Source organism: Altererythrobacter sp. TH136 (genome assembly GCF_007065885.1).
Taxonomy (GTDB): Bacteria; Pseudomonadota; Alphaproteobacteria; order Sphingomonadales; family Sphingomonadaceae; genus Tsuneonella.
Map to the genome: position 1 here is coordinate 2,465,623 of NZ_CP041409.1, position 18,619 is coordinate 2,484,241.

General features: G+C 66.4%; 24 protein-coding genes. 8 read left to right on the plus strand and 16 right to left on the minus strand.

The features are described 5' to 3' along the window. Positions 1 to 22 precede the first annotated feature (22 nt). Positions 23 to 589: a peptide deformylase gene (def, locus tag C0V74_RS12040; protein ID WP_143251977.1), complete on the plus strand. Its 567-nt coding sequence runs from the start codon at positions 23 to 25 to the stop codon at positions 587 to 589. 16 nt (positions 590 to 605) lie between these two features. Here the strand turns inward: def and C0V74_RS12045 are convergent, their stop codons facing one another. Both C0V74_RS12045 and C0V74_RS12050 read right to left on the minus strand, forming a co-directional pair. Next, entirely contained in the window at positions 606 to 848 is a 243-nt protein-coding gene (locus tag C0V74_RS12045) for a DUF6582 domain-containing protein (protein ID WP_143251978.1), read from the minus strand. Then, positions 845 to 1,285, minus strand: coding sequence for a four-helix bundle copper-binding protein (locus tag C0V74_RS12050; protein WP_143251979.1), 441 nt, complete (start codon positions 1,283 to 1,285; stop codon positions 845 to 847). Before C0V74_RS12050 ends, C0V74_RS12045 begins: the two co-directional genes overlap by 4 nt. Before the next feature lie 92 nt (positions 1,286 to 1,377). On the opposite strand from C0V74_RS12050, the gene C0V74_RS12055 reads away from it, so the two are divergent. Continuing rightward, positions 1,378 to 2,763: a DNA recombination protein RmuC gene (locus C0V74_RS12055; RefSeq protein WP_143251980.1), complete on the plus strand. Its 1,386-nt coding sequence runs from the start codon at positions 1,378 to 1,380 to the stop codon at positions 2,761 to 2,763. A gap of 37 nt (positions 2,764 to 2,800) precedes the next feature. Then, positions 2,801 to 3,529, plus strand: a complete 729-nt coding sequence (locus C0V74_RS12060; RefSeq protein ID WP_143251981.1) for a hypothetical protein — start codon at positions 2,801 to 2,803, stop codon at positions 3,527 to 3,529. Here the strand turns inward: C0V74_RS12060 and C0V74_RS12065 are convergent. The 7 genes from C0V74_RS12065 to C0V74_RS12095 all read right to left on the minus strand — a co-directional run bounded on the left by C0V74_RS12065 (position 3,526) and on the right by C0V74_RS12095 (position 8,916). Then, positions 3,526 to 4,350, minus strand: coding sequence for an RNA methyltransferase (locus C0V74_RS12065; protein ID WP_143251982.1), 825 nt, complete (start codon positions 4,348 to 4,350; stop codon positions 3,526 to 3,528). The two genes, C0V74_RS12060 and C0V74_RS12065, sit on opposite strands and share 4 nt — an antisense overlap. 16 nt (positions 4,351 to 4,366) lie before the next feature. Next, the gene (locus tag C0V74_RS12070) at positions 4,367 to 4,645 is read right to left on the minus strand and encodes an HPr family phosphocarrier protein (RefSeq protein WP_131624868.1); all 279 of its coding nucleotides are present in this window, start codon (positions 4,643 to 4,645) and stop codon (positions 4,367 to 4,369) included. Further along, positions 4,642 to 5,067, minus strand: coding sequence for a PTS sugar transporter subunit IIA (locus C0V74_RS12075; RefSeq protein WP_131624869.1), 426 nt, complete (start codon positions 5,065 to 5,067; stop codon positions 4,642 to 4,644). Before C0V74_RS12075 ends, C0V74_RS12070 begins: the two co-directional genes overlap by 4 nt. Positions 5,068 to 5,176: 109 nt before the next feature. Beyond that, the gene (gene rapZ / locus C0V74_RS12080; protein WP_143251983.1) at positions 5,177 to 6,106 is read right to left on the minus strand and encodes an RNase adapter RapZ; all 930 of its coding nucleotides are present in this window, start codon (positions 6,104 to 6,106) and stop codon (positions 5,177 to 5,179) included. Further along, entirely contained in the window at positions 6,103 to 6,561 is a 459-nt protein-coding gene (locus C0V74_RS12085) for a serine kinase (RefSeq protein ID WP_143251984.1), read from the minus strand. The genes rapZ and C0V74_RS12085 overlap by 4 nt, the downstream gene beginning before the upstream one ends. 10 nt (positions 6,562 to 6,571) lie before the next feature. Beyond that, positions 6,572 to 8,143, minus strand: a complete 1,572-nt coding sequence (locus tag C0V74_RS12090; protein WP_143251985.1) for a HAMP domain-containing sensor histidine kinase — start codon at positions 8,141 to 8,143, stop codon at positions 6,572 to 6,574. Positions 8,144 to 8,148: 5 nt separating this feature from the next. After that, on the minus strand, positions 8,149 to 8,916 hold the full coding sequence (locus C0V74_RS12095; RefSeq protein ID WP_143251986.1) for a response regulator transcription factor: 768 nt from the start codon (positions 8,914 to 8,916) through the stop codon (positions 8,149 to 8,151). A 204-nt stretch (positions 8,917 to 9,120) separates the two neighbouring features. Here C0V74_RS12095 and C0V74_RS12100 point away from each other — a divergent pair, with 204 nt between their 5' ends. Continuing rightward, positions 9,121 to 10,728: a phosphoenolpyruvate carboxykinase gene (locus tag C0V74_RS12100; RefSeq protein WP_143251987.1), complete on the plus strand. Its 1,608-nt coding sequence runs from the start codon at positions 9,121 to 9,123 to the stop codon at positions 10,726 to 10,728. A gap of 78 nt (positions 10,729 to 10,806) precedes the next feature. Here C0V74_RS12100 and C0V74_RS12105 read toward each other — a convergent pair whose 3' ends face one another. The 3 genes from C0V74_RS12105 to C0V74_RS12115 all read right to left on the minus strand — a co-directional run bounded on the left by C0V74_RS12105 (position 10,807) and on the right by C0V74_RS12115 (position 13,415). Next, the gene (locus tag C0V74_RS12105; RefSeq protein WP_143251988.1) at positions 10,807 to 11,055 is read right to left on the minus strand and encodes a hypothetical protein; all 249 of its coding nucleotides are present in this window, start codon (positions 11,053 to 11,055) and stop codon (positions 10,807 to 10,809) included. Between the two features lie 55 nt (positions 11,056 to 11,110). After that, positions 11,111 to 12,934, minus strand: coding sequence for a DUF885 domain-containing protein (locus C0V74_RS12110; RefSeq protein ID WP_143251989.1), 1,824 nt, complete (start codon positions 12,932 to 12,934; stop codon positions 11,111 to 11,113). A gap of 64 nt (positions 12,935 to 12,998) precedes the next feature. Beyond that, positions 12,999 to 13,415: a DUF3597 domain-containing protein gene (locus tag C0V74_RS12115; RefSeq protein WP_131624877.1), complete on the minus strand. Its 417-nt coding sequence runs from the start codon at positions 13,413 to 13,415 to the stop codon at positions 12,999 to 13,001. Between the two features lie 106 nt (positions 13,416 to 13,521). Here C0V74_RS12115 and C0V74_RS12120 point away from each other — a divergent pair, with 106 nt between their 5' ends. Continuing rightward, positions 13,522 to 13,728, plus strand: coding sequence for a hypothetical protein (locus tag C0V74_RS12120; protein WP_210413416.1), 207 nt, complete (start codon positions 13,522 to 13,524; stop codon positions 13,726 to 13,728). A 3-nt stretch (positions 13,729 to 13,731) separates the two neighbouring features. Here the strand turns inward: C0V74_RS12120 and C0V74_RS12125 are convergent, their stop codons facing one another. Both C0V74_RS12125 and C0V74_RS12130 read right to left on the minus strand, forming a co-directional pair. Further along, positions 13,732 to 14,421 carry a TonB family protein gene (locus tag C0V74_RS12125; protein WP_143251990.1) on the minus strand — a complete coding sequence of 230 codons (690 nt, stop codon included), beginning with the start codon at positions 14,419 to 14,421 and terminating at the stop codon, positions 13,732 to 13,734. A gap of 126 nt (positions 14,422 to 14,547) precedes the next feature. After that, entirely contained in the window at positions 14,548 to 15,204 is a 657-nt protein-coding gene (locus C0V74_RS12130; RefSeq protein WP_131624879.1) for an alpha/beta hydrolase, read from the minus strand. Positions 15,205 to 15,295: 91 nt separating this feature from the next. Here C0V74_RS12130 and C0V74_RS12135 point away from each other — a divergent pair, with 91 nt between their 5' ends. The 3 genes from C0V74_RS12135 to C0V74_RS12145 are packed head-to-tail and all read left to right on the plus strand — an operon-like array spanning position 15,296 to position 17,796. Further along, positions 15,296 to 16,390 carry an aminotransferase class V-fold PLP-dependent enzyme gene (locus C0V74_RS12135; protein ID WP_143251991.1) on the plus strand — a complete coding sequence of 365 codons (1,095 nt, stop codon included), beginning with the start codon at positions 15,296 to 15,298 and terminating at the stop codon, positions 16,388 to 16,390. 9 nt (positions 16,391 to 16,399) lie between these two features. Beyond that, the gene (locus tag C0V74_RS12140; RefSeq protein WP_143251992.1) at positions 16,400 to 17,467 is read left to right on the plus strand and encodes a cysteine desulfurase family protein; all 1,068 of its coding nucleotides are present in this window, start codon (positions 16,400 to 16,402) and stop codon (positions 17,465 to 17,467) included. Next, complete coding sequence (locus C0V74_RS12145) at positions 17,464 to 17,796, plus strand: 2Fe-2S iron-sulfur cluster-binding protein (RefSeq protein WP_143251993.1); 333 nt, start codon at positions 17,464 to 17,466, stop codon at positions 17,794 to 17,796. Before C0V74_RS12140 ends, C0V74_RS12145 begins: the two co-directional genes overlap by 4 nt. Here C0V74_RS12145 and C0V74_RS12955 read toward each other — a convergent pair. Together C0V74_RS12955 and C0V74_RS12150 are read right to left on the minus strand one after the other, a co-directional pair. Further along, the gene (locus C0V74_RS12955; protein WP_168194206.1) at positions 17,793 to 17,954 is read right to left on the minus strand and encodes a hypothetical protein; all 162 of its coding nucleotides are present in this window, start codon (positions 17,952 to 17,954) and stop codon (positions 17,793 to 17,795) included. The genes C0V74_RS12145 and C0V74_RS12955 overlap by 4 nt on opposite strands. Before the next feature lie 78 nt (positions 17,955 to 18,032). Further along, positions 18,033 to 18,578: a type 1 glutamine amidotransferase domain-containing protein gene (locus tag C0V74_RS12150; protein ID WP_143251994.1), complete on the minus strand. Its 546-nt coding sequence runs from the start codon at positions 18,576 to 18,578 to the stop codon at positions 18,033 to 18,035. Positions 18,579 to 18,619: the final 41 nt, after the last annotated feature.

Below are 18,619 nucleotides of genomic sequence, written 5' to 3' on the forward strand. Positions count from 1 at the left end.
GTTGTGTGCTTATTTCCCTCGCATGGCCATTCGTCAAATCCTGGAAGTGCCGGACCCCCGGCTGAAAGTCGTGTCCGAACCCGTCACCGAGTTCGATGACGACCTGCGCACGCTCGTCGCGGACATGTTCGAAACGATGTATTATGCCCCCGGCATCGGGTTGGCCGCGATCCAGGTGGGCGTGCCCAAGCGCCTGCTGGTGATCGATCTGCAGCCCGAGGATCCCGACGCGGAGCCGGAGCCGTGCAACCATGACGGTCATCACCATCACCACCAGCCGACCAAGCGCGAGCCGCGGGTGTTCGTGAACCCCGAGATTCTCGATCCGGCGGAAGAACTGGTGACCTATCAGGAAGGCTGTCTCTCCGTCCCGGAGATCTATGCCGACATCGATCGCCCCGCGCGCTGCCGGGTGCGCTGGCAGGATCTCGATGGCGCGGTCCATGAAGAAGAGATGGAGGGGCTGATGGCCACCTGCATCCAGCACGAGATGGACCACCTCGAAGGCGTCCTTTTCATCGACTATCTGAGCCGGCTGAAGCGCCAGATGGTTTTGAAGAAGCTGGACAAGATCAGGAAAGCTGCCTGATTGCAGTCAGCGAGGTCTAGTTTCTTCCGATCTCGCGCCAGCTGGTTTCGCTCACCTCCACGCCGAACTTTTCCGCCGCCGCCTTGATCCGCTTCCAGGCGGCATCACGCTCGTCGTCGGTCACGCCCTTCACCTGATTGAAGCGAGCGATCGCGGCGCGGACATGATCCGCGTCCTCGATCGGCTCCTTGCGCTGCCGCGGAAAGGCAAACTCGCGGTTCGCCAGATTATCGCGCTCGTCCTGCCCGAATGCGCTCACGCGGCCCCGTGCTCGAACGTGCTGCGCTCGCCATCGGCGTGTACTTCGTCGTTGAGTGCCGCGAGCGCATTGCGGCAATCGTCGGCGGTTTCGCGGCACATTTGCGCACAGCGCTGGCAGTGCGCGTGGTCATGGCTGCGGCATTCTTCCTCGCAGGTCTGGCACGCCTCGATGCATACTGCGAGCGCGCTGCGGATCAGCTGCCGGTTCTCGTCGGTGCGGCGGCTGGCGACCCGGTACGCCATCGTGCATACGTCGGCGCAGTCGAGGCACAACCGGATGCAGCGCTTCATGTCCATCTCTTCAGCCGCGCAGGCATCGGCGCAGCTGTTGCAGATCGCCGCGCAGTACATCGCGTGTTTGACCGCTTCGAGCAGGCTCTCGTTCTCATCGCCTTGAACGTCCGGGTGTTCGCGGATCATTTCCTTGATCGACATATCGACTCTCCTTTGCCCGACTAGCGCGCGGGGTTGAGGATAGTTCCGCCGGGGGCTTCCCTGACGCCAGCGTTCCATCTATGTTCCCACCGATGGACGCTTTTGCAATTGTCATCGTATTCGTCGCGCTGGGCGCGGGAGTGGTCGTGGGGTGGCTGTTGGGGTCGCGTCCCGTAGCGGACTGGCGAACCCGGCATGGCGAGCGCGAGGGCGAGTGCAAGCTCCTCAATGAGAAGCTGTCGCGCATGGTGCCCGAACTTGCCACCATGAGCGAGCGGGCCGCCCGCGCCGATGCCCTTGCCACGACGCTCGATGCTGCTCGGGAAGAATTGTCGGCGCTGCGGGCGCAGGCTGCTGGCTTTGCCGAACAGAAACGTCTGTTGGAGGAAAGCCGCGAGAAACTGCTCAAAGAGTTCGAGAACACCGGCGCCCAGGTTCTTGGAAAAGCGCAGGAAATGTTCCTCGCCCGCGCGGCGGAGCGGTTCGGTCACGCGGAAAAGGCGAACAAGGAAGCGATCGCCTCGCTGCTCCAGCCAGTAGGCGACCGGCTGAAGGCGTACGAGGAGCAGGTGGTCTCGCTGGAAAAGCAGCGGGTCGATGGCTTCGGCCAACTTGCCGGCATGATCGAGGCGATGCGCGTGGGCCAGGAGCAGGTCCGGCGCGAGGCGCAGCGGCTCGGCAACTCGCTGACCAACGCACCCAAGGCGCGCGGCCGGTGGGGCGAACGGGCGTTGCAGAACGTGCTCGAACAATGCGGTCTGGCTGAACATACCGACTTTACCCTTGAACACTCGATGGACACCGAAGAAGGCCGGCTGCGGCCCGACGCGATCATCAATGTGCCGGGCCAGAAGAAGTTGGTGATCGACGCGAAGGTGTCGCTGAATGCCTACCAGGCGGCGTTCGAGGCCGAGGACGACGACGAGCGGCGGCGGCACCTCGATCTGCATGCCAAGTCGATGCGCAACCATGTGCAGACGCTTGGTGCGAAGAGCTATCAGAGCCAGTTCGACGATGCGCCCGACTATGTGGTGATGTTCGTGCCCGGCGAACATTTTGTCGCAGCGGCGCTGGAGCACGATCCGGAGTTGTGGGATTTTGCGTTTCGCAACAAGGTTTTGTTGGCCACTCCCACCAACCTGGTGGCAATCGCGCGGACGGTGGCGCAGGTCTGGCGGCAGGACACCATCGCGCGCGAGGCGGTCGAGATCGGCAAGGCAGGGGCAGAACTCTATGACCGGTTGGCGATCGCGGCCGAACACATGAAGGGTGTTGGCGCCGGGCTCGATCGTGCGGTGCGCAAGTACAACGACTTCGTCGGCAGCTTCGAACGCAACGTGCTCACCTCGGGCCGCCGCTTGCGCGACAAGGGGATCGAGATCGGCAAGCGCGAGATCGACGATGTGCCGTTAGTGGAGGCGGCTCCGCGCTATGTCTCCGGGCCCGAGCAGGAAGCCGAGGTGGCGGCTAAAGATTAGGTTGAAACCGGTGCAACTTGGCCGTTACCAAAGCTGCATGAAGGCTTCCCGACCGATCGTGCTTGCAACGCTGCTTGTTCCATCTCTGCTGCTGGCCGCGTGCAGCCAGGATGACGCGCCTTCAGAGGCGATCTCGAAAGCCGCGAATACGGTGGTGAAGCAAGTCGATGGTTCTCAGGCCCCCAAGCTCGCGCAAGGCAAGTATGCCCCGCAGGACGAATGCCGCGACAAGCCGGGCGCCGCTGAATTTCGGGCTCGTTTAGCCCAAGCGATAAAGGCGCGCGATATCGACCGCCTCGCCGCGCTTGCGGCGCCCGACGTGATGCTCGACTACGGCGGCGGCGCCGGAGTGGACAGCTTGCGCGCCTTGCACGCCAGGAACGGTGAACTGTTCTGGAGCAAGCTCGACACCCTGCTGACGCTTGGCTGTGCGGCCAACAAAGAAGGCGGGATCACCCTGCCGTGGTATTTCGTGCAGGATTTCGGTGCCGTCGATCCGATGTCGGGCATGATCGTCACCGGGGAGAACGTGCCGGTCTATGCCGCGCCCGGCGGGGGAGCGGCGCCGACGGGCGCAATCTCGTGGGACGTTGTCGAACTGGTCGACGGGCTTCAACCGGATCGGCCGATGCAGAAGGTTGAGACTGCCGGAGGGGAGGTGGCTTACGTCGCCACCGACAAGCTTCGCTCGCTGATCGATTACCGGCTCGTCGCATCGAGCCGTGACGGCGTCTGGAGCTTCACCCAGCTGATCGCGGGCGACTAGTCACCGAAGCTGGCGAGCACTTCGTACGACAGCACCGCGGCGGCGACCGCGGCGTTCAGGCTGTCAGCGCGGCCCTTCATCGGTATGGTCACCCGCAGGTCGCAGGCCGCCTCGTATTCTTCAGGCAGCCCGCGGGACTCGTTGCCGACAAGGACCAGGCAAGGCCTGCGGTATGCCGCTCCCCGATAAGGCACCGCATCGCGCAAGCTGGCAGCGACCAACTGGCCGGGACCTTGCCGCAGCCATGGTAGGAACTCGTCCCACCGTGCCTGGGCAATACTTTGCGTGAATATCGCACCCATGCTGGCCCGGACCGCCTCCACCGAAAAAGGATCGGCGCAATCGTCGATCAGGATCAGCCCGCCGGCGCCTACGGCATCGCCGGTGCGCAGCATGGTGCCGAGGTTGCCCGGGTCACGCACCGCTTGGGCCACCAGCCAGATGTCGGCGCACAACAGGTTCAACCTCGCCAAACCGGTGTCGAATTCGGCGAATACGCCGGCCACGGCCTGCGGATTGTCCTTGCCGGTGATCTTCCCGAGGATGTCGGGAGAGGTTTCGATGACCTCGCCCCCTGCGGCCAGTACATCGGCTTCGAGGGCGGCGAGCAGCGGGTGATTGCCGCGTCCCCCCTGGTGTTCGGCGGCCATCACCAGCACTTCAGGCAAGTGCCCGCTTTCGCGCGCATCGGTCAGCAGGCGCAGGCCTTCAGCCAGGAACTTGCCCGATGCCTTGCGGTGCTTCTTTTCGCGCAGCGCGCGCAGCGCCTTGACGGTGGGGTTGGAGAAGCCGGTGATTTGCCGCCGGCCGGGGTGAGCCATCCTTGCCCCGCCTTCCTCAGTCTTCGCCGAAGCCGTCATCGATCAGATCGCATAACTGGCCAAGGACCGTTTCCGCATCAGCACCGGTGACGACCACCTCCACGGTGTCGCCCTTGGCGGCGCCGAGCATCATCAGGCCCAGGATCGAGCCACCGCCCGCCGCGTTGCCGTCCTTGGTCACCATGACCTGACACCCATCGGGCAGGGCGGCAACGGCGTTGACGAACTTGGCGCTGGCGCGCGCATGCAGACCGCGCTGGTTCACGATCAGACACTCGCGCCGCTGCTCGTTCAAGAGGCGGCCTGCTTCTTGTCACAGCCGGCCGCGAGGAACTCCGACGCGATCGTGATATAGCTCTTGCCGGCATCGCGCGCGGCCTTGACCGCGTCGGTCACGCTCATCGACTTGCGCGCGCCAGCCAGGCGGATCAGCATCGGCAGGTTGATGCCCGCGATCACCTCGATCCGGCCGGCGTCCAGCAGCGAGATGGCGAGGTTGGAGGGGGTGCCGCCGAACAGGTCGGTAAGGATGATCGCCCCGCTGCCCGCGTCCACCTCGACAATGGCGGACGCGATTTCATTGCGCCGCTTTTCCATGTCGTCGTTGGGTCCGATGCAGATGGTCGCCACCGCCGGCTGAGGGCCGACGACGTGCTCCATCGCGCTGATGAATTCCTCGGCCAGGCGGCCGTGGGTGACCAGGATCAGTCCGATCATGAGTACAGGGTGCTCGCGTTCCGCGTCAGTTCGGCAGCGGGCTCCACCATGCCCGAGGTGCCGGTTCGTGTTAGGCCAGTGGGTCTCTGGCCAGTTGATCCCTGGATCGTCACGACTGCGGTAAGCCTTCCAGCTGGTCGGCAGCGCGCGAGCCAAGGTTACGATGGACCACAGTGGGCGAAAACCCCGCGCCGCGCAAGGCCTGCGCCATCGCCTCGGCGGTATGCACCGAGCGATGCCGCCCGCCGGTGCAGCCGAATGCGAGATTGACGTAACTTTTTCCCTGCGCGGCATAGCGGGGCAGCAGGGTGAGGACGAGATCGCGGATACGCGCGAACGCATCGTCCCATGCGGGATCGGCGCGGATGTGGTCGGACACCGGCGCATCCAGCCCCGTCAGGGGGCGCAGTTCGGGATTCCAGTGCGGATTGTCGAGGAAGCGCATGTCGAACACCAGGTCGGCCAGCGGCGGCATGCCGCGCGCGAAGCCGAAGCTGGAGACGGTGAGGGTCATGTTCGCTTCCGGCTGGTCGGCAAAGCGTTCGCGGATCGCCTGCTGCAGATCGCTGGAAGACATCGTGGTGGTATCGATCACCGCTTCCGCCCAGCGGCGCAGGGGATCGAGCAATTCCCGTTCGGCCTGGATACCCTCGATCACCGCGCGGCCCTGCGCCATCGGGTGGCGGCGGCGGGTCTCGTTGTAGCGGCGCTCCAGTTCCGCCCCGCTGCAATCGAGAAACAGGGTAGTGAGGTCGAGGTCCGTCCGCAGGCAGAGCCTTTTCCAGCGCGCGATGATCTCGTTCGGCACGAACCCGCGGGTGCGCGAATCGAATCCAATCGCCAGCGGGGGGCGCGGCTCCCCGTCGGATACCGTGCCGCCGATCAGCCGCTCCAGCAGGCGGACGGGGAAATTGTCGATCGCCTCCCAGCCCAGATCCTCCAGCACCCGCAGCGCAGTCGTCTTGCCCGCACCCGACAGCCCGGTGACGAGCACGACACGCTGGGGCGGCAGGGAGGGAGTCTGGGGCGGAGTGCTCATCCTGTCCCATGTGAGGGTTGCGCAGCGATTTGGGAAGCGGGCTCCGCGTGTCCGTGCAGCGCCAGCGCATACTCGGCGCGGACCGCGGGAGCGGGGCCGCGCGGATCGAACGCCAGGCGGGGGAGGGACCGCCCGATCAGTTCGACCGGATCGGCCCGTTCGACGAAGCGGGGGGCGTCATCGCGCAGGTCCAGGACCAGCGCGACCGGAGCTTCGGTCGTCGGCAGGCTGACGATCCCGACGTTGCGCAGTTCGATCAACCCGGCGGTGGCCGGCGCTGGGGAGGCCCACACGATCGCGCCGCGAAGCTCGAGGGTGACACCGTCATCGCCGATCAGCGCCGCGCCGCGATCGATCAGCGCCAGCGCCAGGCTCGACTTGCCGCTTCCGGGCACCCCTTCGATCAGCAGCGCGCGGCCACCGATCGCCACCGCGGTCGCCACTCTCAGCGGCATGGTCGCCGGTTCATCGCCGCGTAGCCGCGCCAGCGGCGTCGGGCAGCGCGAGTGTCATGCACGCGCCGCTCGTGCCATCGGGACGCGCCCCGGCGAGCAGGGTGCCGTCGTGTGCTTCCGCGATGGTCTGGGCAATCGCCAGGCCGAGGCCACTGTGCTGGCCGAAGCCCTCCTCCTCCGGCCGGTCGGAATGGAACCGGCGAAACACCTTTTCGCGCGCGCCTTCGGGAATTCCCGGCCCGTGGTCGCACACACTGAGCAGGACGCGCGCTTCATCCCGGTCGATCGTGAGTTCGATGGGCGCGTCGGAGGGGGAGAACGACACCGCATTGTCGAGCAGATTGTCGATCACCCGCTCCAGCCGGATGGGCACGCCCATGACGCTGGCCCCGCCGCGCGGATAGGTGAACGAGATCGGCCGCCCACCGTTGAGATCGCGCGCCTCGCGCCGGCGGATGATGTTGTCGCTCAGCGCCACCAGGTCGATGCTTTCGAACGTCGCGCGGCTCATTTCCGCGTCGATCCGGCTGGCTTCGGAAATCTCGCTGACGAGGCGGTCGATCCGGCGCACGTCATGGGCGGCGATGTCGTTGAGCTGGCGGCGCAGGTCGGGGTCCTCGACCCGCGCGAGCGATTCGACCGCGCTGCGCAGCGAAGCGAGCGGGTTCTTGATCTCGTGTGCCACATCGGCGGCGAAGTGTTCGACCGCGTCGATCCGCTGGCGCAGCGTGGCGGTCATGTCGGAAATGGCGCGCGCGAGCTGGCCGATCTCGTCATGCCGCGCGGGCAGCCGGGGCACCTCCACCTGGCGGTCGCGTCCCTGGCGCACGCGGGTGGTGGCGTTGGCCAGCAGCCGCAGCGGGGTGACGATGGTGCGCGCCATGTACAGCGACAGCAGCGTGCTCATCAGCAGCGCCAGCAGCACCGCGCTGATCAGCGTCCCGCGCGCTTCGCGCACCTCGAGCGTGATGTCGACTGCGTTGCGGGTGGTCAGCAGCGTGGCGCCCTTCAACCCGACCGGCGCCGCGGTATTGATCACCGGCGTGCCGTCGGACGCGTCGCGCAGCTGGATCCGGGTGAGGTTGTCTTCCCGGGCGCGCTTCAGTTCGGGCCAGGCATCGGCATCGGTGCTTTCGGATTCGATGTAGTTGGGGATGGGATCGGCGCCCACGATCGCATCGACCGCGCGGTCCAGCCAGCGGGCGAAGTTTTCCTGCCAGGTTTCATCACCCGGGGTGTCGAACGCGAAGCTCGGCTCGTCGAGAGCGAAGCTGTCGGCCCACAGCCGCCCCTGCGCGTCAAACATCCGCAGGCGCATCTTCTGCTCCTTGCCGATCTGGATCAGCAGCGCCTCCTGCCGCTCGCGGCTGGCACCGGCGAGTGCTTCGGCGGTAATCTGCGCCTCTACCCGGGCCAGCTTGTAACGTTCGTCGAGCAGCTGCTTGCGATAGCTGTCGAGGTAGAACACGCCGCCGCCCAGCAGCAGCAGCGGCAGCAGATTGATGATGAGGATGCGCGGGGTGAGCGACAGCCGCCGCCCGGGCACGAAGGCGAGCGCGGCCGCGCCGCTGTCAGCAGCCATCCGCGTCAGCCATCGGCGAAGCTGTAGCCTGCGCCATAGAGCGTCTCGATCGCCCCGAAACTGGCGTCGACGCTTTTGAACTTGCGCCGCATCCGCTTGATGTGGCTGTCCACCGTCCGATCATCCACGAACACGTCGTCCGGATAGGCGGCGTCCATCAGTTGGTTGCGGCTCTTGATCACGCCCGGGCGCTGGGCGAGGGCTTCGAGGATCAGGAACTCGGTGACGGTGAGGGACACCGGCCGGTCCTCCCACGTCACCTGGTGGCGCGCCGGGTCCATTCGCAGGCGCCCGCGCTCGATGACCGGACCCGGCTCGGGCGAGCCGCTGGCGATGTCTTCAGGGGTGCCAAGGCCGCTGCGGCGCAGCAGCGCGCGGATCCGAGCGATCAGCAGGCGCAGCGAGAACGGCTTGGCGATGTAATCGTCGGCGCCCATCTCGAACCCGGCTTCCTCGTCGCCTTCCTCGTCCTTGCTGGTGAGGAAGATCACGGGGAGGGCGGAGCGTTCGCGCACCCGGCGCAGCAGTTCCATCCCGTCCATCCGCGGCATCTTGATGTCGAACACCGCCAGGTCGGGCGGATTTTCGTTCAGCGCCTTGAGCGCGGCCTCTCCGTCCGAATAGACGCGCGTCGCGAACCCTTCGGCCTGAAGCGCGATGGATACCGTGGTCAGGATGTTGCGGTCATCGTCCACCAGCGCGATCGTGCGCCGGTCGCCTGGCTGATGATCGGTGGGCTGCCGGTCGTCGCTGATCGCGGGATGCTCGTCCATGGCGATGTGACTAGCCCGAAGTCGCAGGCGAAACAACAAAGCCCGGTGATCGAGCGGGCGGGGGCAGGGAACCCAATTTGACGAGAATCGCTTAGCCCATTATGCGCCGGGGCAACGTCCCGCGCGCGTGCCTGCGCGCGACAATTCTCGTGTTTTCAAAGCCATCGGCGGAAGCAGCGATGGCACCGAAGGAGATACCATCTCGTGAACGCCCCGCTCGCCCAGCCATTGTCCGCCCAGGGATACGACACCAGCGCGACCATCCACGCCAATCTCGGCACCGCCGCGCTGGTCGAACATGCGCTGAAGCGGGGCGAAGGGCGCCTGACCAAGGATGGCGCGCTGCTGGTCGATACCGGCAAGTTCACCGGCCGCAGCGTCAAGGACAAGTTCGTAGTCCGCGATGCGGTGACCGAGGACACGATCAACTGGGGCCCGATCAACCAGCCGATGACGCAGGCGCACTGGGACAACCTGAAGGCCGATTTCCTCGCCGCGCTGAAGGACCAGGACGAGCTCTACGTCGCCGACCTGTTTGGCGGCAGCCAGCCGGAATACCGGGTCAACGTGCGGGTCATCAACCAGATGGCGTGGCACAACCTGTTCATCCGCACGCTGCTCGTCCGGCCGACCGCAGAGGAGCTGGCCGGCTTCGCGCCCGAGTACACGATCATCAACCTGCCGAGCTTCAAGGCCGATCCCGAACGCCACGGCAGCCGCAGCGATACCGTGATCGCGGTCAACCTGACCGACAAGCTGATCCTGATCGGCAACACCGAATATTCGGGCGAGATGAAGAAGGGCGTGTTCGGCCTCTTGAACTTCCTGCTCCCCGCGCAGGGCGTCATGCCGATGCACTGTTCGGCCAACATCGGCGCGGACGGCAAGAGCGCCATCTTCTTCGGCCTGTCGGGCACCGGCAAGACCACGCTGAGCGCCGACGCCAGCCGCACGCTGATCGGCGATGACGAGCATGGCTGGTCCGACACGGCGATCTTCAACTTCGAAGGCGGCTGCTACGCCAAGATGATCAACCTGTCGGCCGAAGGCGAGCCGGAGATCTACGCGACCACCAAGATGTTCGGCACGATCCTCGAGAACGTGACCATGGACGAAGCCACGCGCGAACTCGACTTCACCGACGACAGCAAGACCGAAAACACCCGCGGCGCCTATCCGATCGAGTTCATCCCGAACACGAGCGAGAAGAACCTCGGGCCGCCGCCGTCGAATGTGATCCTGTTGACGGCTGACGCGTTCGGCGTGCTGCCCCCGATCGCGCGGCTGACGCCCGACCAGGCGATGTACCACTTCCTGTCGGGCTACACCGCCAAGGTCGCCGGCACCGAGATCGGCGTGACCGAGCCGACCGCCACCTTCAGCACCTGCTTCGGCGCCGCGTTCATGCCGCGCCATCCCAGCGTCTACGGCAACCTGCTGAAGAAGCGGATCGCCGATGGCGGCGCGCAGTGCTGGCTGGTGAACACGGGCTGGTCGGGCGGCAAGGCGAGCGAGCCGGGCATCAAGCGGATGCCGATCAAGGCCACGCGCGCGCTGCTCAACGCGGCGCTCGACGGGTCGTTGAACGACGTCGAGTTCCGCAAGGATCCGAACTTCGGGTTCGAGGTGCCGGTCGCGGTGCCGGGCGTCGACACCAAGCTGCTCGACCCGCGCGCCGCTTGGGCCGACCCCGAGGAGTACGACCGCATCGCACAAAAGCTGGTGCAGCTGTTCGTCGACAACTTTGATCAGTTCGATGCCTACGTCGACCAGGGCGTGAAGGACTCCGCGCCCGGCCTGCAGGCGGCCTGAGATCCGGCACAGCGCAGCGTAAGGGCGCCCGCGCGGAGAGATCCGCCGTGCGGGCGCCTTGGCGCGCCTGCCTGCGATCTATTCCATGTCCACTTCAGGAGTGGGCACGTACGATCCGAAGTTGACCGGCACGCCTTCGGGCTGGGTGCGCAGGAACTCGATGGTCGATTGCGCTTGCCGGCTCAACGCGCTGCCGTGCGGATTGGCAGCGATCGGTTGCAGCACCCCGATAGCGGCCGCGACCGAGCCTTCACTGGCGAACAGATGGCCGACCTGGAACGCCTGGCCCAGGTCGAAGGGCGCGAGCCGCGCAGCTTTCACAAGCATGTTGCGGGCGGACTAGGGCAGCACCTTGCTGCGGAAGGCGCGAGCGCCAGTCCGTTTACGCAGCGATGTACCGGTCGATGGTCTTTGCGAGCACGTCGAGCGGCACGTTGCCGCCATCGACCACCGCCTGGTTGAAATCCTTGAGGTCGTAGCGCGCGCCGAGCGCGGCTTGTGCGCGTGCCCGCTGGCGGACGATCTCGCTGTGACCAGTCTTGTAGGCGCACGCCTGGCCGGGCCACGAGCAATAGCGATCCACCTCGCTCGCGACCGACTGGGCGTTGTCGCCGTTGCGTTCGACGAAGAAGTTCACGCCCTGCTGGCGGGTCCACCGCTTGTGGTGCAGGCCGGTGTCCACCACCAGCCGGCAGGCGCGGAATGCCTGGCTCTGAAGATAGCCTAGGCGCCATTGCGGGTTGTCGTCATAGGCGCCAAGTTCGTCCGCAAGCTGTTCGGCATACAGCGCCCAGCCTTCGGAGAACGCGCTGAACGACAGGATCGAGCGGATCAGCGGCAGCTTGTTTGAATACGTTCCCTCCCAAATGTGACCCGGGACCATCTCGTGGTGAGTCAGCGTGGGCAGGTCGTACTTGCGGTGCAGGTCCGTGGTGCCCAGGTTGATCCACATCTTGCCCGGGATCGTGCCATCCTTCGATCCCGCGCCGCCATAGGCGCCGGGACCACCCGGTTCCTCGGCCAGCGGCAGGCGGCGGACCTCCATCGCGGGATCCACCACAGTGTTGAACGCGCGCGGCATCTGCGCCTTGATCCAGGCGAGGCGGTCGTTGATGAACGCCATGATCTCGGCCCGGCCCGGATCACCCTCCTTGAACTTGTAGCGCGGGTCTTCGGCCAGTTGCCGCATCCGCGCGCCGACCGAACCTTGCGCATAGCCGGCGCCCTGCAGCAGGGTGTCCATGCGGGCGTGGATCTCGTCCAGTTCGCGCAGACCGATGGCATGGATTTCGTCGGGCGTGAGGCGGGTGGTCGTCGCGGCGCGCAGGCCCCAGGCGTACCATTCGTCGCCGCGCGGCTGGCTCCACATGCCGGGGTCATTGTCCGCGAGCGACCGCTCGATCTTGAGCTCGGCCAGCTGCCGCTCCAGCGCGGCGACGATCGGTCCGGTCAGCGCTCGTGCCCGCTCGCCCCAGTTGCCCGGAATGTCGGCGGTGCGGCTGGTCAGCCCGGTCACATAGGCGGCGTCGGGCTTGCGGGCGTCGGCAATCGAGCTTTCCATCGCCGCGATCGCCTTGTCGAGCAGGAAGGCGGGCGGCACCAGCCCCTTGCCCCGCGCATCGCGGATGCGGCCCAGCTCTCCATCGAGCACGGCGGGGATCTGGTTGAGCCGCGCGAGGTACGCTTCGGCATCGGCGCGTTCGCGGACCGGGTGTTCGGGGTCCATGAAGCGCGGCAGGTCGAGATAGGCCCCGACATTCTGGATCACCACGTAAGGGGAATTGCGCCACCCGCCGACCGCGACGTCGCCATACGGCAGGGCAAACCCGTCGAGCGCGGTGGCGTAGGCGCTTTCGACCACTTCGAAACTGGTGCGCGTGGCGGGATCGAGCTCGGTCTTGTCCACGGCGCGTGCGCGCGCGAGATCGGTGCGCACGGTTTGCGCCAGCGCACGTTGCCCGGCGGCGGAGCTGTCGCCCAACCGGCTGCGCAGATACGCCTTGTCGCCCACGTCGATCCCCTGGCCGGTGGCGATGCCGGGGTTATGTTCGATGAGGTTCCAGGCGATGTCGTCGAGCAGCGCCTGCGGCTCCAGCGCCGGACCGACACCGGCCATCGTCTTGCACCCTGTCAGGGCAAACGCGGAAAGGCCGCCAAGCCCGGCAAGGGTCTGGCGGCGGGAGAGCTGAAATGGTGCAGATGTCATGACAGCCGGTGTGCAAGCCCGCGCACCGGCTGTCAAATGCCTCCATCCGTTGAAGGAATTCAGGTCAATCGAGGAATTCGGCCGGCACCCTGCCGCCCTGTGCCGCCAGCCCCGCCATCACCTGGCGGTGCAGCCAGACGTTGTCTTCCGCCGATCCGGAATAATCGGTGCGGCCCAGTTCCTGCGCCAGCGCCTGGCGTGATTCGTAGTCGGAATCGATGCCGACCAGCTTCATCAGGTCGACCAGCGACGTGCGCCAGTTGAGGCGATCCGCGCCCGGCATCGAATCGAGGTGGTTCTCGACATCGATGATCGGCGTGCCGGCGCTGCCGCGGCCGCCGCCTTCGCTGCCGGCCGAACCGGGCGCGGTCGCCGGGTCGGGGGCAGGGGTGCCGGGGGCCTGGGTCACGTCGACGGTCGGGGCAGGCGCGGCCTTGGCCTTGCCGAAGATCGCGTCCTTGATCTTGCCGAAAATGCTCATGATCGGGGAATCCTGTGTCGCGGTGGCCGATCCACCGTCTGCAGGAGGGAAAACCCGCGCCAGCTCTGGCTGTTCCGGCCGGCGCCGGTGCGCTATCGCCGCTGCGATGCTGTCCACCGTGCTATCGCTGCTCGTGCTTGCCGCCATCGCGCTTGTCGCGGGGGCGGTCTACCTGTGGCGCAAGCCGGGGATGCGCAAGCAGGCGCTGCTGATGCTGGTGCTGGCCGCCATTGCGCTGGTCAACCTGGCGATCTGGACCGTGCCGGATAGCCAGGGCCGCTCGCCAATCGGGCAGATCGGCGAGCAGCGATAACGCCTACTCCGGCAGCTGCCATTTGACCGAACTCGAGTACGTCCCGCTGACGGGGGCGCCGGTGTCGTCCTTCGCCGGATCGAAGCGGGCACGTCGGGAGACGAGGTCGCAGGTCGCCTGATCCAGTTCGGGATAGCCGCTCGACCCGGTGACGGTGCAAGTCTGCACCTTGCCTTCGGCGGTCAGTTGCAGCCGGAAACGGGCGGTGCCGATCATCTCGCGGTTGATCCAGCTCGACCGGTAATCCGCCTCCGTCACCCAGCTTGCCGGGTTGTTGCGTGGACGCGCGGCTTCCGGGCTGAAGCGCGGGGTCGGCTTGGGCGTGACCACCGGGCCGGGGGTGGCCGAGGGGATCACCTTCGGCACGAAGTCGAGGTTGGGGATCATCGTCGGCGTGCTTTCGATCGGAGGCCGCTGCGGGCTAAGATCGAGCTTCGGGATGGGCACCACGACCATCGGGGCGGTGACGCTTTGGCTGGGCTCCAGCGTCGGTTCGGGGGCGGGTGTCGGTTCGGGCGGGGGCGGCAGCGGGACTTCGGTATAATCTTTTGCCTGCCACCGCTTCACCGTCTGCTCGATCCCGGTGAACGTCAGGCCCGTGACCAGAGCGTACCCCACCGCGCCGTGGATCGCGACCACCGCCGCTACCGCCCCCGGCCGATCACGCCAGCTGGTGTGCTGTATATATGCCATCGCATCGCTCCTCTCGCTTGCGCCGATCTGAAGTCGGCGTCGTACGAGCGATGTTACATCATTACCTGATGCCACCTAATGGTTTCGAGTTGCGAAGCGCCACCAAATGTCCGGTATTCGAGTGGCTTAGCGGATCGGGCAGTCGGGCGAGAGGCGGAAGTCGAGGTAGTTGTCGACCGACTTCATCATGTCCTCAAGCTCGTTTTCGAAGAAGTGGTTCGCCCGCGGGATTTCGTCATGATGGATCGTGATGTGCTTCTGCGTGCGCAGTTTTTCGACCAGCTTGCCGACCGAGCTTGGCTGAACCACGGTGTCGCCTGCGCCGTGCACGAAGATCCCGCTCGCGGGGCAGGGGGCAAGGAAGCTGAAGTCGTACATCGACGCCGGTGCGGACACCGAGATGAACCCGCGCACTTCCGGGCGGCGCATCAGCAACTGCATGCCGATCAGCGCGCCGAAGCTGACGCCCGCGACCCAGGTGGTCTGCGCTTCGGGGTGCACCGACTGGACCCAGTCGAGCGCGCTGGCGGCATCGCTCAGTTCGCCCACGCCGTTGTCGAAGCTGCCCTGGCTGCGGCCCACGCCGCGGAAATTGAACCGCAGCACCGCGAACCCGCGATCGACGAACGTCTTGTAAAGACGCTGCACCATGCGGTCGTTCATCGTGCCGCCGCCGTGCGGGTGCGGGTGAAGTATCATCGCCACCGGAGCGCGCGGGCGCGGGCCGGGGCTGTAACGGCCTTCGAGGCGGCCTTCGGGGCCGGGGAAGATCACTTGGGGCATTGCGGAACCTGCTTTGTCTGGAACGCGTCAGCACGCGGGTGGCGCCTCGCGGGTGCGCGGCTATATAGGACCGAAGGCGAAAATCGCAATCGTGACGAATCCCCGCATCTATCTCGATCACGCAGCCACCACGCCGCTGCGCCCCGAAGCGCGCGCGGCGATGGAGCAGGGCTTTGCGCTGTGGGCCAATCCCTCGAGTCCCCACGCCGAAGGGCGCAAGGCCCGCGCGGCGCTGGAAGACGCGCGCGAGCGGGTCAAGGCGGCGCTCGAGTGGGAAGGTGAGGTGATCTTCACTTCCGGCGCGAGCGAGGCGGCGGCGCTCGCGCTCGATGCGGTGAACGCCGTTCATGACATCGCCAGCGCGGTCGAGCACGACGCAGTGCTGCGCGGCGATCGGCCCGAATGGACCCTGCCGGTACGGCACGATGGCGCCGCGGACCTGCTGGCGCTGTCGACCGAGAGCCGCCCGTCGGAATTGCTCGTCGATGATCCGGAGAACCGCTCGCTGGTCGCGGTCCAGCACGTCAATTCGGAAACCGGTAACCGGCAACACATCGGCTTCGCGGCAGAGGTGATCCACGACAACGGCGGGCTGATCCTGGTCGATTGCGCCCAGAGCGCCGGCAAGTTCCCGCTTCCCCGCATGGCGGACATGGCGATCGTTTCGGCGCACAAGTTTGGCGGGCCCGTGGGCGTCGGCGCCTTGCTGGTGCAGGATTATGCCTTGCTTCATCCGGCAGGGGGGCAGGAACGCGGCTACCGGCGCGGGACCGAGAACCTGCCGGGCGTGCTGGGCATGGCGGCCGCGCTGGAAGCTTGCTGTGACCCGTATATCGACCCGGCAGTGCTGGCACCGCTCGACGCGTTTGCCGCTGACGTCCGCGCGCTTGGCGGAGAGTGGTTGTCGGATCGCCTGTCCGATCCCACGCCGTTCATCCGCGCCATCGGCATGCCGCGCCTTTCGGCCCAGGCCCAGTTGATGCGGTTCGACATGGCCGGCATCGCCGTGAGCCAGGGTTCGGCCTGCTCGTCGGGGACGATGAAGCGCAGCCATGTCCTGACCGCGATGGGTCTGGCGGATGACCTTGCCGACCGCACGATCCGGGTGAGCTTCGGCTGGACCACCACCCGCGCGGAGGTTGAACGGTTCTGCGACGTATGGCTCGACATGGCGCGGGGGGTGTAGGGCGGTGGCATGATCTATCTCGATTATCAGGCCACGACCCCGCTCGCTCCCGAAGCCCGCGAGGCGATGTTGCCGTGGCTGGGCGGTCCGGGGGAGGCGGGTTTTTGCAACCCGCACAGTCCGCACCGGCTGGGCCGGTCCGCCAAGGCGGCGGTCGAACACGCGCGCGACCAGGTCGCCGCGCTGCTGCCGGACGGCGGGCGGGTGATCTTCACCGGCAGCGCGTGCGAGGCGATCAACCTCGCCATGCGCGGGGTTCCGGGCGAGGGGCCGGTCGCTCATTCCGCGATCGAGCATCCCGCCGTGCGCGACACGGCGCGGGCACTCGGCGCCTGTTACGAACTGCCCGTCAATGCCGAAGGGCTGACCGATCCAGCTATGCCGCTTGCCCCGGGTACACGGCTGGTCGCGGTGATGCAGGTCAACAACGAGATTGGTACCATCCAACCGAGCGCCCGCTCGCACGCTGCAGCGCGCGGGGCGGGCGCGCTGTTCCTGAGCGACGCGGTGCAGGCATTTGGCAAGCTGCCCGTGGCCGAGGCGGACCTGATCGCGGTCAGCGCGCACAAGCTGTACGGACCCAAGGGGATCGGCGCGCTGTGGGTGCGTGACGGGGTTCAGCTTGCGCCGCAGATCACCGGGGGCCTGCAGGAAGGCATCCGCTCGGGCACGCTCAGCCCCGCGCTGTGCGCCGGGTTCGGTGCGGCTGCCCAGCTTGCCCGCGAACGCATGGCGGCGGATGCGGCGCATGTTCAAACACTGTGGCACCGGGCACGAGAGTTGTTTGCCGGATGGCAGGTCAATGGCAGCGCGAGCGAACGCTGGCAGGGCAACCTGAACTTGCGCCGGGACGGACTGGATGTCGCCCGGTTGATGAGTGACTGCCGCCAGGTGATGTTCTCCGCCGGCAGCGCCTGCGCCAGCGGATCGGGCGCGCCCAGCCACGTATTGCGGGCAATCGGCCTCAGCGATCGCCAGGCCAAGAACTCCATCCGCCTGGGTTTCGGGCGGTATACCACGGTTGAGGAAATCGAGGAGGCGGCAGCGATGATCAACGCGGCGGCGGACGCGCAATGATCCGCGTCGTATTCACCACGGCAGACGGGCAGACGATCGAGGCGGATGGCCTACCCGGCGACAACCTCCTCCGCCTGGCGCAGGCGAAGGGGTTGCCTCTCGAAGGAACGTGCGAGGGGCAGATGGCGTGTTCCACCTGCCACGTGATCGTCGCGCCCGACTGGTTCGAGCGGCTGTCCCCTGCCAGTGAAGACGAGGAGGACATGCTCGATCTGGCGGTCGGCGCCTGCCGCACCAGCCGCCTGTCATGCCAGATAGAGCTGTCGCCGGACCTCGATGGATTGTCGCTGCAGGTGCCGGCCGAAGCGCGCGATATGCGGCGGTTCTAGCGCAGCACCTTGTACAGCAGATATGCCGCCACCGCGGCGCCGCCGATCAGCAGACCGCGCGACGGGGTGCCTTGATTTTCCACGCGCTCAGTTGCGCTCGGATCATCATCTTCCTGGACAAACGCGTGCGGCATCGCGGAACTGGGAATAGCGGACATCTGTAACCCTTTGTTTTCGTAAACTAGTGTGCGTAACAAGAAGCCGACGACGGGGTTCCGCCGCCCCGCAGCGCTATGTCATGCGTCCGCGGTCGCCCGTTCTGTTTGCAGGGCGCTGATCAGCGCCTGGTTAAACGCCGGAATGTCATCAGGATTGCGACTGGTGATGAGATTGCCGTCGGTGGCCACTTCCTGATCGACCACGTTGGCCCCGGCATTTTCCAGGTCGGTGCGGATCGACGGCCAGCTGGTGACCGTCTTGCCGTTCACCACGTCCGCTTCGACCAGCAGCCACGGACCGTGACAGATCGCGGCGACCGGCTTGCCCGCGGCGCAGAAGTCCTTGACCAGCTGCACGGCCTTGTCTTCCATCCGCAGCTTGTCGGGGTTCATCTGCCCGCCCGGCAGCAGCAGGGCGTCGAAGTCATCGGCGCTGACCTGATCGAGCGTCTGGTCGATCGCGGTCGCATCGCCCCAGTCGTCCTTCTGCCAGCCCTTGATCTCGCCAGACTGGGGCGCGACGACCACGGTTTCGAAGCCCGCGTCTTCCAGCGCCTGCTTGGGCTTTTCGAGCTCGGACTGCTCGAACCCATCGGTGGCGACGATCATAATGCGTTTGGTCATTGGGGTATCTCCTTTGGCCGACCCTACGCATGGGGATAGGC